Origin of the sequence: Paenibacillus sp. Cedars (assembly GCF_003184205.1) — a bacterium.
Lineage (GTDB): Bacteria > Bacillota > Bacilli > Paenibacillales > Paenibacillaceae > Paenibacillus_AQ > Paenibacillus_AQ glucanolyticus.
Window position 1 is genome coordinate 2,702,968 of record NZ_CP020866.1, and the last position, 12,927, is coordinate 2,715,894.

Annotated in this window: 14 protein-coding genes; 11 read left to right on the forward strand and 3 right to left on the reverse strand. The window is 40.8% G+C overall.

The window, feature by feature from the left end:
* Positions 1–140: 140 nt before the first annotated feature.
* A complete protein-coding gene (locus tag B9D94_RS14065) occupies positions 141–620 on the reverse strand; it encodes a GNAT family N-acetyltransferase (RefSeq protein WP_138917794.1) in 480 nt (159 codons plus the stop codon).
* Between the two features lie 257 nt (positions 621–877).
* Here B9D94_RS14065 and B9D94_RS14070 point away from each other — a divergent pair, with 257 nt between their 5' ends.
* Together B9D94_RS14070 and B9D94_RS14075 are read left to right on the forward strand one after the other, a co-directional pair.
* On the forward strand, positions 878–1,654 hold the full coding sequence (locus B9D94_RS14070) for a class I SAM-dependent methyltransferase (RefSeq protein ID WP_148247294.1): 777 nt from the start codon (positions 878–880) through the stop codon (positions 1,652–1,654).
* A gap of 241 nt (positions 1,655–1,895) precedes the next feature.
* On the forward strand, positions 1,896–2,102 hold the full coding sequence (locus B9D94_RS14075) for a DUF6366 family protein (RefSeq protein WP_006210667.1): 207 nt from the start codon (positions 1,896–1,898) through the stop codon (positions 2,100–2,102).
* A 607-nt stretch (positions 2,103–2,709) separates the two neighbouring features.
* Here the strand turns inward: B9D94_RS14075 and B9D94_RS14080 are convergent.
* Positions 2,710–3,570: a LysR family transcriptional regulator gene (locus B9D94_RS14080; protein WP_006210668.1), complete on the reverse strand. Its 861-nt coding sequence runs from the start codon at positions 3,568–3,570 to the stop codon at positions 2,710–2,712.
* Positions 3,571–4,143: 573 nt separating this feature from the next.
* On the opposite strand from B9D94_RS14080, the gene B9D94_RS14090 reads away from it, so the two are divergent.
* Positions 4,144–4,533, forward strand: a complete 390-nt coding sequence (locus B9D94_RS14090) for a RidA family protein (protein WP_063479587.1) — start codon at positions 4,144–4,146, stop codon at positions 4,531–4,533.
* Positions 4,534–4,738: 205 nt separating this feature from the next.
* Here B9D94_RS14090 and B9D94_RS14095 read toward each other — a convergent pair whose 3' ends face one another.
* Complete coding sequence (locus tag B9D94_RS14095) at positions 4,739–5,347, reverse strand: hypothetical protein (protein ID WP_148247295.1); 609 nt, start codon at positions 5,345–5,347, stop codon at positions 4,739–4,741.
* Positions 5,348–5,520: 173 nt separating this feature from the next.
* On the opposite strand from B9D94_RS14095, the gene B9D94_RS14100 reads away from it, so the two are divergent.
* The 8 genes from B9D94_RS14100 (at position 5,521) to B9D94_RS14135 (ending at position 12,875) form a co-directional block, all read left to right on the forward strand.
* Positions 5,521–5,787, forward strand: coding sequence for a hypothetical protein (locus tag B9D94_RS14100; protein WP_148247296.1), 267 nt, complete (start codon positions 5,521–5,523; stop codon positions 5,785–5,787).
* Between the two features lie 16 nt (positions 5,788–5,803).
* Complete coding sequence (locus B9D94_RS14105) at positions 5,804–6,820, forward strand: phosphotransferase enzyme family protein (RefSeq protein ID WP_148247297.1); 1,017 nt, start codon at positions 5,804–5,806, stop codon at positions 6,818–6,820.
* Positions 6,821–7,262: 442 nt separating this feature from the next.
* Positions 7,263–7,871 carry a DUF2239 family protein gene (locus tag B9D94_RS14110; protein ID WP_148247298.1) on the forward strand — a complete coding sequence of 203 codons (609 nt, stop codon included), beginning with the start codon at positions 7,263–7,265 and terminating at the stop codon, positions 7,869–7,871.
* Between the two features lie 120 nt (positions 7,872–7,991).
* The gene (locus B9D94_RS31495) at positions 7,992–8,198 is read left to right on the forward strand and encodes a hypothetical protein (RefSeq protein ID WP_253806159.1); all 207 of its coding nucleotides are present in this window, start codon (positions 7,992–7,994) and stop codon (positions 8,196–8,198) included.
* Positions 8,199–8,239: 41 nt separating this feature from the next.
* Complete coding sequence (locus B9D94_RS14120) at positions 8,240–9,133, forward strand: alpha/beta fold hydrolase (protein WP_148247299.1); 894 nt, start codon at positions 8,240–8,242, stop codon at positions 9,131–9,133.
* Between the two features lie 904 nt (positions 9,134–10,037).
* Positions 10,038–10,634, forward strand: coding sequence for a TetR/AcrR family transcriptional regulator (locus tag B9D94_RS14125; RefSeq protein WP_063479580.1), 597 nt, complete (start codon positions 10,038–10,040; stop codon positions 10,632–10,634).
* A 134-nt stretch (positions 10,635–10,768) separates the two neighbouring features.
* Positions 10,769–11,746, forward strand: a complete 978-nt coding sequence (locus B9D94_RS14130; protein WP_148247300.1) for a TraB/GumN family protein — start codon at positions 10,769–10,771, stop codon at positions 11,744–11,746.
* A gap of 88 nt (positions 11,747–11,834) precedes the next feature.
* Entirely contained in the window at positions 11,835–12,875 is a 1,041-nt protein-coding gene (locus B9D94_RS14135) for a DUF4097 family beta strand repeat-containing protein (protein ID WP_253806160.1), read from the forward strand.
* The last annotated feature ends 52 nt before the right edge of the window (positions 12,876–12,927 follow it).

Below are 12,927 nucleotides of genomic sequence, written 5' to 3' on the forward strand. Positions count from 1 at the left end.
ACTCAACTGAAGTGCAGAGTGGTGGTTCTGTACAGGCGAAGCTCAACAGCCGAGCTTTACTGGTACAAGCATTTCCAGCTTATGAATATGCTTCATAGGGGGATCTTTTTATGAAGATCGGATACTTTTCTATGCACTAACTATAGGAATTCGCCTACTGGAAGATCTAGATCGATCGTTGTATGGCGCAGCATCGGATCATAGTTTCGGGCTTTTGTTGAAAACAGACGAATCAATACGACAACCTGTAAGGAATCGCTGGATAAGGCGCCTTCATCGCAACTACCGATAAGCTTTACTTCCGGAGCGACCTGCCAAGCACCAGCACGTTCATAAAAATAGGCCAAAGACGGTTTGCACGTAAATATTCCAATACCCGTATTGCCATGCTCTTCGATCCATCGAGTAGCTGCAGCGACTGTACGCAAACCAAATCCTTGGCCATGATATTCGGGGTCAGTCGCCACACAGCTAAGTCCAGCTATGTAGAATAGCTGCCCGCCATGCTTAATAGTTTTGTGCACCACACCTACATAACTAACCAACCTTCCATCTACATAGTAAAGAAATGAACGTGCATTCAGTGATTCATCGTGAGTTGTATTTAAAAATGAAGCCATTGATTTTATTAAGTGATCTTTGACTTTAGGCCATATATGATCTAAATTTTTTTGTTAATGGATATTACAGTAGAGCATAACATCAGAAAAGAGTCGCTTAAATTGCGGTTTTTTTGTTTACTTTCTGAAATTGCACTGAACTGATAGAGATTCCCTTTAGGCTAACGGGCAGGTTTGTGAATAAAAAGAAGGATTGAGACCGTGACTGACGAATTCCCATTGATGATTACAATTACCAAAGTGGGTGGGTGAGTATATTGGATGATTCTGTTTTAGATTTTTATAATGACCTAACAGAAGATTACCATCTTATTTTCGTTGATTGGCATCATGCCATTTCTTGGCAAGGAGAGGTTCTAAGCAAATTCATTCATTCAAAACTAGCGAGTCTTAGCAAAGATGGTGCCTCGCTTTTAGACTGTTCCTGTGGTATCGGTACACAAGCAATAGGGTTGGCTAATCACGGATTTAAAGTAACGGGTACTGATTTAAGCCCAGCTTCTATTGAAAGAGCAACAAAAGAGGCAGAATCTTTCGGGGTTAAAATAAACTTTGGGGTAGCTGATTTTCGTTCATTAGAGAAAGATGTTTCCGGAGTTTATGATGTTGTTCTTTCCGCAGATAATGCAGTCCCACACCTTCTGACAGATAAAGATTTATATCTGGCTGTGAGCAACATGTATTCAAAAGTCAAAAATAATGGCATTCTCCTCATAACCATAAGGGATTATAATGAGCTGGTAAAAGAAAAGCCTAGAGTTACTGAGCCACGCGTTTTCGAGAAGGGCAAACGAATTGTTTTTCAGGTTTGGGATTGGTCAGATGACGCGAAAACCTATCAGACAAACCATTTTTTAATACAAGAAATTAATGGGCAATGGATAACAAAGCATCACAAAACGAGATACAGAGCTATATTAAGAGAAGATTTTAATCATATTTTGAGTACGGCTGGGTTTGTGGATATCGAATGGTCTATGCCATCAGAATCAGGTTATTACCAGCCCATTGTAACTGCTCGAAAAAAGGTGTAGTTTAAGCGGGAAACGATAGTTAAATAAAGAAAAGAAGGTTTGCCGTAAAGGACAAGAACATGAGCCGATTACCGATTAGATAAGTATCTAACTATGTTTCCATGCAATCTCATTCAGCTAACGGGCAGGATAGTTTAAGATCCATTCAATGTTCAATTAAATTCCATTAAATAACATAATAATGTTATAATTATAGGGTCTTGGATATCTAATTAAAATTTTTTATCTAGGGGGGTAAATAATGAATAAAGATCATGAAACTCCTGAAAGAACAAGAGAAAGACTAAGGCAAGAAGAATTGGAAAATAATCCATTTGGTCATATGAATAACGGAATGGGAAGGGCTCAGTATAGTTTAGTCGATTTAGTAGGTAGTTTAGGTTGGAAAGGCACTTTAGTATTAATCATTGTTATTATTGTTGGTCTTATAGTTGCCCAATATTTTTAAGTAAGGGAATTATTATTAATGGTTTTAATTTTTTGAGAAAGCCTGTCTAAGAATAATCAGACTTCTCTTTCTTTATGGAATCGAGTCATCATCTTATGTTTGTACTTCTTTTGTGGAGTAAACCAATAAGTTTTAACCGTAGTAACTGAATACTTAGGAGACTAGAAGCTGGCTTATTCGCCAGCTTTTTTGGTTTGCAATTGGCAGGTAAATGAACCCTTAACAAAAGAACAATTCTTTATACAAAATAATTTAAGGGGAGAACACATGGTTTGGAACAGATCGAGATATCGTGGTTGAAATACCGTCTATCCCAGCAGGCAACTGAACACCGCAAAAAGCAATGTAAGCTTCCGGAATAACTGCTAAATCACAATTCCCTCTTGGATGGGATCACATCAATTTTCTAGGCGAATACACATTCAACTTCAAGCAGAATACGTCTTTCGAACTCATTGCAACCGCTGAAACAACAGGAAGTTGAATGACCAGTGGTCCGGGCGGTATAGCCCGAATACAAGTGATTACATAACCTGGGCGATGACTTTATTTGGATATAAAACCAGCCTAGAATCATGGACACCTTGATGACCCTACCATTATTCGCTTAAATACCCGCCGCTTTAATGCAGTTCGCGAAAGCAGCAAACGATTTGCTGCTGAACTGGTCTTTACGCGTAACGAGCCTTGTCGTCATAAACCGATATTGTTCGGGAACCGGATGCACGGCTAATCGCTCGTCAGCTTCAGTAATGACCGATTCGGACAAAAGCGCGTAACCGATGCCTGCTCGCACACAGTTCAGCATCGTATCCAGCGCACTCACCTCGATCATATTAATGGAGGTTATCCCCATGCCTTGAAGCCAATCCACGCTGGCAGATCGGAAAGGGCAACCTTTTGGGAAAACAATCCATGTTGCATTGGTAACATCAGGAGGTGAATTACTTTCATCAGCATTAGTAAGTAGGATAACCTCATCTCGAATTTCGTAGGAGACCTTTAATGGAGCGAGATCGAATTCACCGGAGAAAAAAGCCCCATCCAATTCGCGGTTCAGCACCTTCTCATAATTAAGCGGCGATGTTCCGGTAACAAGCGATAACGCGACTTCGGGGTATTTGGTTTGAAAGTCGGATAACGCGCGAATAAAGGGAGGGGTGGACGCAACGGTTTCCACGACGCCGATCGCGAGCGGACCGCTCGGATGCTCAGACTCCTGAATGGCTGTAACCGCTTCCTCGTACTTGAACAAAATGTCGGCCGCGTACTGGCTGAAGACGAGCCCTTTTTCTGTCGGCAAGACGCCTTTCGGCGTTCTATGAAAAAGCTGGACGCCCAGCTCCGTCTCCATTTTGCGAACTCGCATCGTCAGATTCGATTGCACATAATCCAGTTTTTTCGCCGCACGGGTAATACTGCCTTCTTGAATAATGGCCATGATTATTTTCAGATCGGATAACTCCATTGGCTCCAACCTCCACCTGACGTAATGAGATCAATATTATTGATGTCCTCATCTTTACTGATCATTTTACTATATGCGGTATTCGGAATACAATCAAATCAAGCAATAAAAGCGGTGTGGCGGGATACAAAATACGAGCCCTCAGTATAAAACAAAAAACAAGATGGAGGTGTTGCCAATATCCGATGGCTGAACGAATGGGGGTTCCGATTACGTTGCCGCATGTATCCCCACAGCCTTATACTCGCTTAGCATTTCAGGGCTGCCAGTATGCAAAGGAAAATGGCAAAGCGATTGGATCAAGTGGCATCCAAGGAAGCCCGCGAAACAGGAAAGTACAAAGAAGCGCATCCACAAGCACTGGAACATGCCAATAGCGAAAATATTATCTCGGTTCCGCACTTTCGTTATTGGTGACACAACAGTAGATAGTAATGACGAAATCGAGAAACAGAAATCAGATCGTTTCCCGGAAGGGCTGTCCTGCCCGAATCGAAGGCTGTAACTGAAATATGAAGTTGGATTAGGATATCGAAAAAAATACAAAAAACGTAACCTGAAGGGATGATAACAATGACAACATTTACTCAAGTACAAACTCAACCGGATCCATACGCTCCTTTTCTTATTTCACAGGCAATCAAAGTCAACGGATTAGTTTTCGTATCAGGCCAAGCCGCAATCGGCGATGATGGCAATCTCGTAGGGGTCGGTGATTTCGACAAGCAGGCGGACCAGGCTTTCCGGAATTTGGATCGCGCACTTAAGGCAGCCGAATCGGGACTCGACCGCGTCGTTAAAGTAACCATCTATTTAACAGCAATGTCAAACTTCGAAAAGCTTGTTGAGCTTCGTCGCAAATGGTGGTCCCAACCTTATCCGGCAGACACGCTCGTCGAGGTATCCTCGCTCTACTCGCCTGATGCGATGATCGAAATCGACGCGATTGCTCTTGCTAACTGATCAAACGTCATCGGGGAACCCGCTACTCATCGATTTACCCGCCCATGTAAAACAAAGCCGTCCGTTAGAGCAGAATATGCTCTTGTGGACGGCTTTGTTTACTGATCACCGAGTTAGTTCCATCGTAGCGGGTGGTGCCAGTTCGCTGGTACTACCCCTTCCTGGATATTTTCTGCTCTATTAGCACAGAACTTATTACATAACCTTAATTCATGTAATCCGTAATTTTTTTAAGCTCAAAAATAGCTGCCTCTGATAACAAGATAAGCCTATCGTTATTAACAACAAAAAAACTTACACTTACAGGTATGCTAAGTTTTGTAGAAGGGTCACTTATATCTATTGCCTTTACTTCATCATTTATATTTAAGTCTGGGATATCTATTTTATAATGTCTATAAAAAGAGTCAGAGTTATAGCATGTCGCTGTAATCTGATATAATGGATTTTTTAGTTCATATTGATATTTCTTATACTTTTTAAGTCCTTTTGATGAAAAAAAGTCTTTTTTGATTATAATTTCATCTCCAATAAATTTTTGCCCTGTTGGATATTCAGAAGCATCATTATATGAATTTGCAAATCCTAAAAGCTTCTCAACTTTCCAAGTTCCATAGAAATATTTTTCAGTTTCACTATCCAAATTTATACGTTCTAAATTAAGACAATCGGATGTGTTTTTTGGAATAATAGACTCATCCATTTCAGGTTTATACTCACTAGAAGTATTTGGATTTGATGTCATTTCAACATTTCCACTAGCCGATGCTACCATCATCATTATCATAATACAAGCCAATATTGTTTGTTTCATATCTCACACTCTTTTTTTATTTTTTTCTTGTGTCACAATCCTCGTAAGAACCAAGAACTTCATAATTATTTTCTTCAGTATAGAACAACCAAGGTTTATAATCCGCGCAAAAGGTCATCTAAGCCCTTGATATCAGAATCAGCATTGGCTGAAAAGGATGGGGGATATCTTTAATGATTTGGATCAATACAAATCAAATCAAAGACCATATCGCTGCTTCTGCAGAAGCAATTTGCGTGATGAAAGACAACACGATTATACATGAATGGTATTCTGGTTTCCATCATTTCCATAAAAGTGCTAGGAAGGTTGATGAATATTCTCAATTTAATGAGAGAAGGCGCTGCTGGACAATTACCTCCGAAAGCGGTCAGCAGGAGTCAGGTGGTCGCCAAAATTTTCGATTGAAAAAATCAAGAAACTACTTAAATTATGAATGAAAGAAAGGAATAGAAGATGATACGACAAATTAAAGAGCAATTCACTGAAGAGATCCTTACTGAAGCAATAAAGCGATATGACATTAATAATGACACCGTTCGTTTATTGGGCGGTTATGAAAGCTTTGTTTATGAATACCAGAAAAACAATGCATTTTTCATATTAAAAATCTCACACACAATTAGAAGATCAAGAAATAATATACGGGGTGAAATTGAATTTTTAAATTTTTTGTCGAATGAAGGACTGGCAGTTTCTAATGCTGTTCCATCGACCAGAGGTAATATGGTTGAAGAAATTGCTGCAGAAAATGGTTCGTTCCTAGCCATTTCATACGAAATGTCTCTTGGAAAAGAAGTGTCGGATGAAGATTGGAATGAATCGCTTTACGAAAAATGGGGCGAATTTCTGGGGAAAATCCATCATGCCACAAAGGGTTATGAATGGAGTAATCCAGCGTTTAAACGACAAGCCTGGGACCAAGAAGTTCAATTAAAGGCGGAGAAATACCTGCGACCTGATGATGTAATGATTTCAATTCTAAAAGAAAGATTAACAAAACTTACTTCTCTGCCAAAGTCCAAAGATACATACGGTTTGACTCATACTGATTTTCATCAAAGTAATTTTTATCTGCATAACGGAGACATTTATTTGTTCGATTTTGATGATTGCGGTTATACGTATTTCGTAAACGATATTGGGATTACATTGTATTATGCACTTTCTTATCCGTTTAAGGAATTTGATAATAAAACGGAATATTATAAATTGTTTTTCCGCCATTTTATGAAAGGATATCTGAAGGAAAATACAATCCAAGAAGAAGAAATAGTATATTTACAAGATTCTATTAAACTTCGTCATGCATTGCTGTATCTTTATTTTCATCAAACAAACGATGTGTCAAATTTGGATGAAGAATCAATGAACTGGTTAAAAGAGCTTCAACGAGTAGCCGCTTCTGATGACCCTATGCTGACGATTGATTTTGTTCAAGAATTTAAAAGCATTTATAATAGTATTCATTAACCTGGAAGCAGCGTATTTTACTAGGGACTATAGGAAATGATGGTGCATACTCGCACAGCAGGGCTGCACAGGTATTTAAAAAATCCCTTCCTGTGTCGGTATCCATGAGACGCATGGGGGATCATGAGTATTATTGTCGAGGACAAGATTATGGTCCCATTGAAAGTCGCTAAAGCGGCTTTTTTATTTTATCGGTACAAGTTCTTGTCCCGAGCCAATGACAACAACTTGTACCGATTGCCGAAATGGACAAGAACATAGTTTGATTGCCGATTAGGCATGTATCTAATTGGTAAATGATATGAAAAAAAAAGTACAGATGATTCTCTAGAAATGGTGCGCTGAATTTACAAGATTAAATAATTATACCCGGGTGATATTGATACTTTTATTTTACCCTGGTATAATTATTGGAAAAGAGCTTTAAAGAAGGAGGTATAAAATGCAGACTGAACTAACTCAAATAAGCTGTACTGCCTTTGTAGGGGGAAAGAGCATTACCAAAGGGACATTGCAGCACGTTGTTGCTTTTGTAAAGGATAGCCTGGATGATAAGGAATTCGCCCAATTGCTTATTTTTAACGATTTGACTGGAAAACCAATCGATATTGATTTTCGTGGAAAAACAGCTGAGGTACTTCAACGGTTGAGTAACCACGCTGACCATGCATCAGCTGAGGAAAGCAAACAACCAACAAGACGGGTTGGTCGCCCCAAGCTGGGGGTGGTATCTGGCGAGGTTACTTTGCTTCCTCGACATTGGGATTGGCTTAAATCTCAACCTGGAGGAGCCTCTGTAACTTTGCGAAAACTGGTCGATGAAGCTCGTCGTACCGGGAAAAATGAGAGTAAGGCTCGCGCGGCACAAGAAGCAAGTTATCATTTTATGACGGCAATGGCGGGCGATTTCCCTCAGCATGAAGAGGCCTTGAGAGCACTATATGCCGGGAATCAGGATCGTTTTTACCAATTGATTGACGATTGGGCACCCGATATCAGAGACCATATCAAAACATTAGCGGAGAATGCATTCATAAAAGAAGAGACCTAGGAACTACGAAAAAATATTGAAAGGAATGTTATGAACGTGACTGAATTGATTCGTTACATTGAACCGACTCAAAACAATGGCATAAAGTTTGTACGCCGAAACATGGAGGGTAGTGTATTCATGTTAAATCTGCTGCGTTTTCGGGATATCGCAGACTACACATCTCACCCTGAACTACCGCCTAACGAACCGATCAGTGGGGCGGAAGCTTTCGATCGATACATTAAACACGCACTCCCGTTTTTACATGAAAGTGAGGGGGAGATCGTTTTTATGGGCAATGACATCGGACTGCGGCCATTGAAGATTCTCGCCTGCTCCCCATAACAGAGCTTCCTAAATTCATTTAAATGAAGGAGAAAACAACAATGAATATTCTGAAAGTAAACGGTATTGATCTCGCCTATGACAGCTATGGCAACGAAACTGACGAAACCATTCTTCTGATTGCCGGGCTTGGAACCCAAATGATTCGTTGGACAGTTCCATTTTGTGAGATGTTGGCGGCTCGAGAATTTAGAGTTATTCGCTTTGACAATCGTGATACTGGTCTATCCACACATTTTAGTCATCACCCTACGTTAGATTTCGAAGCACTCGCAAAAACACTTATGTTCGGACAACGCCCAGATATTCCATATTCACTTAATGATATGTCTGACGATGCAATCGGACTGCTCGACGCGCTTGGGATAAAAAAGGCACATGTCGTTGGACGCTCGATGGGCGGCATGATTGCCCAGCTTGCAGCCGGCAGATACCCGGAGCGGGTCCTGTCCCTTACTTCCATCATGTCGACAACAGGAAATCCCGACCTTCCACCAACATCCCCGGAAGTCATGGCGTTGATGACTCGGCCTGCACCGAATCCGATGGAGGACGAGGCAGGGTATTTGGCTCATAGCCTAGCTTTTGCCAAGCGCATTGCCGGCACCGGCTATCCGTTCGAAGAGAACGAGTATTGTTCGCTCATTCGAGAGGAAGTTCAGCGAGCCTATGACCCGGGCAGTGTTGGGCGACAAATCGCAGCAATTGCCGTTTCTGGTGACCGTCGTCCGCATCTGGCAAAAGTAACCGTTCCAGCATTAATTATTCATGGTATGGACGACCCGATGTTTGTCCCCGCATGTGGCAAAGATACGGCGCAAGCCATCTCTGGTGCAGAGTTCATGTTGCTTGAAGGCATGGGACATGATCTGCCGCCACAACTGTTTGAAACCATTGCTGATGGAATCGAAAGGACAGCCCGGCGCAATGGATAAAAGGTTTGAAAAGGGGAATGGACGGTGTCTGATATAGGGTGTTCTAATGTGATATGGATACAATTAATATGCTTAAACTTTTAGATCTAGCCGAGAAATGTATCGATAGGTTCTTTATTTGTAATAAAGCCTAATAAGATGAAGGGAAAAATAACAAGAAAACGTCAATGGGTACAAGTTCTTGTCCTTTAACGGAACAAGCTCTTGTCCTCAGATACTACCAGACTGGACAAATTACTGATGGGATAGATCAAGTTCCAAATTTGCTCGATATACAAAAAAACAAAAGGGCATAATTTCATGAAAATAGGGAACTTTGTGTCATTTTGGTAGGGAACTTTATGTCAATGTATGTACAATAATGTCGGACGACTAGAACATATATACATTAGAAGTCGCATATTCTGCGGCTTTTTTATTTTATCGGTACAAGTTCGTGTCCCGAGCCAAGGACAAGAACTTGTACCGATTGCCGGAATGGACAAGAACATAGTCCGGTTACTGATTAGATCAGTGTCTAAATGAAGCATACAGCTATTTCATTAAGCTAACGGGCAGGTTAGCACAGCCATAGTAGCTTAAAATATAGATGACCATTAAATTTAAAGTAAAAAATCCGAAATTAATGGATTATCGATAAGTATCTAACTTGATTTGTCTTTAAATTTCCAGCCAAGTAAACACCTGTTAGACTTAAAAACCACTTAAACCAAAAGTTTAGTACTAACAAAGGAACTAGCATTGCTACACACTATCATTGGATGACAAATATATGTAACACTCTTTTCAACAATAGGGCTCCTTACAAAACATTGACAGGAAATAGAAAAGTGTTTAGAATAAAAATTGATTGATCGATCAAAATAAAAAACGAACAATCAATAAAATAAAGGTGGATGAATAAATGGAGAACAAACAATCTTTGATAGCTGATGCACGGAGAGAACAAATCATTAAAGCTGCTATAGAGGCTTTGGCGGAAATTGGATATCACAACACAAGCCTTTCTAAAATAGCGAATAAAGCAAACATAAGTACAGGTCTTATATCTTATCATTTCTCTGGTAAGGAAGATTTGATGAAAAATACTTTGATGTATCTGGTTGAACAAGAGCGAGCCTTCATTAAGGGAAAAGTAGAACAGAAACAAACGTATATGGAGAAATTAATGGTTTTTATAGAAGCAAGCTTAGCTTATCTGGGTACAAACCGTGGATATAACACTGCTTTACTTGAAATTGTTTTTAATGCTCGAACGCCAGACAACGTCCCTTATTATCTGGCAGAAATTGATGATGAAGATCAATTAAATGTTTTGATGAAAGAGATTCTTTACAAAGGACAAGAATCTAAAGAATTTGGTGATTTTGATCCTCAAGTGATTGCAATTGTCATTCGGGGTGCTATATCAGCGTCAATGTCATTGCCTCAAAATGAATTAAGTCTTGAAGACTACAGTGAAAAGATAATAAAGAGCGTTTTAAAAATGATTAAAGAATAAATCGAAAGTAAGTTATAAAACGACGTTGCGAACCCAATGTCAGGAGTGTGTAGAAACTTCGCCATCTGCTTATTCCTACTCCCATATTTGTGGACACTAGTGAATTTAACACTAAGGAAGGAATGGTTAATAAGATGTTAAAATTTACAACACTGATATATTCTCTGTTGATTATGGTAGTGCTAGCTGGTTGTGCCAGTAACGATAGTACCTCATTAAAAAATGAAGAATTAAATGAGCAAACAGATACAGAAGAGAAAGTGAACGAAACAACACTTGATTATGATGGAGATGGAGGGTACTTATGGAAGGTTGTTAACGGAGAGACAACCATGTATTTGCTAGGAAGCATACATTTAGGTCATGAAAATTTTTTTCCGCTTGCAACTGAAATTGAAGAAGCGTTTGAGAATTCTGATGTCATACTTCCAGAAATAAATATGTTTGAAGCTGAAGTTGATAAAGAGAAAATTAATAAAATGGCTTTATTTGATGATAATACAACGCTTGATGACGTTTTATCAGAAGAGTTTTATGCAAAGCTTTCAGACATATTTGAAGCACACGGAATGCCTGTGGAGACTTTTAACCACTATCAGCCATGGTTTGTAGAGGGTTTATTAGCAGATCTTGTTACGAAGCAAAGTGTTTTAACACCAGAGTATGGAGTTGATTTATATTTCCTTAAACGTGCACTAGAAGACGATAAAGAAATTGTTGATCTAGAAACGATAGAAACGCAATATGAAGTTCTAAGTGGCTTTAGTATGGATACACAACTGCAAGTTTTAGAAAGTTATATAGAGACATATGAGGAGCAAGCTGATTGGTTAAACCAATTAGGATATAACTGGGTGCACGGCAATAACAATAGCAATAGAGATGCATTTGTTAAACAGCTGTCGGATAGGTTGGAGAGTGTTGATAAAGAGTATAAACAAGAGTTTAATGACACTCGTAATATTAATATGGCAAACAAACTTGATGAAATTCTACAGAATGACAGTGGACAGACTTATTTTGTTATGGTCGGTTCTGCACATGTTGTGATTGATCCGAGTGTCCCAAGTGAACTCGAGGAAAAAGGATACAAAATCGAACGCATATATTAAGGCACGTGAATGAAAATTATTAACTGATCAATACAAGTAGTCGAAGGCTATTGCACAACGTACTGCGGGAGTCCACGGGCGGTCCCTCGTGCTGGCTAGCCGGTATGTATTTACGGATCTGCTTCGGCTAGGCGCTGCCTATCTGCGCTGGAACATCCGAACCTTTAAAAAGGGAGAATTAATCGTGAACAATAAGAAATGGTATTTTTTGGGAATATCGCTGATCGTCTTGAGCTTCGCCGGAACGGCTTGTCAGCCGCTTGATTTTGTTGACAAGTTGCCCCCGCACGAGCAGAAATGGACGTTTACGCAGGACGAGTTGAATGCGCTCGTCATCGACAGCGAATATGACGTGAACATGGAGTTCATCGCCAGCCCCGACGACACCAACTACGTGGAAATCACCGGCAATATGCAGCAAAATACGATCGATCAGTTGAAAGCGACAGAAATCACAGGGAATGCGCTGGAACTCCAGCTGCAGAAGGATGTGAAATTAGTCGCCCCCAACTACAAGTCCATCAAGACGCGGATTATTGTAGCGCTGGCGGATGATACCCGGCTGCAGCAGATCAGCTATAAATCGGGCTCGGGCAATACCAGTTTTACCGGCCTGAAGGCGGAAAATATCGACTTGTCTGTTTCTGCTGGCAAGCTGCACGCGGAAGCTATCACCGCCGGACGGTTGAGTTTAACTTCAAAATCCGGGGATATTACGGCGGAGCGGATCCAGGGGGATGCGGAAATCCAGCTGCACTCCGGCGATATCAAGGTGGATGGGCTGAAGGGTGCCCTGAAGGTGCAGTCGACTTCCGGCAGCATTACCGCCGTGGATGTCGACGGCTCGGCCGATACCTCGCTGCATTCGGGCAATATTAAGTTTGACCGGTTTACTGGAAATGGCGTGTTTAAATCGACCTCCGGCAACATTACTTTGACGGGGCAGCGTTCGGACAGCCTGGATATCTCCGTCCGTACTGGTGACGTGACTTTGTCGCCCGATCCGGAGTTCAAAGGGTTCTTCGACCTGAAGACCACATCCGGACACATCACGGCGCCCGAATCCCCGCAAGAGACGACGGACGTTATCAAGGTACGGGCAGCTTCGGGCGATATTCGGATCCGGTGATGGGGACCGTCAGTGAAAGCTCATGGTGAAAGAGGTGAGGCAGGCTTACGTC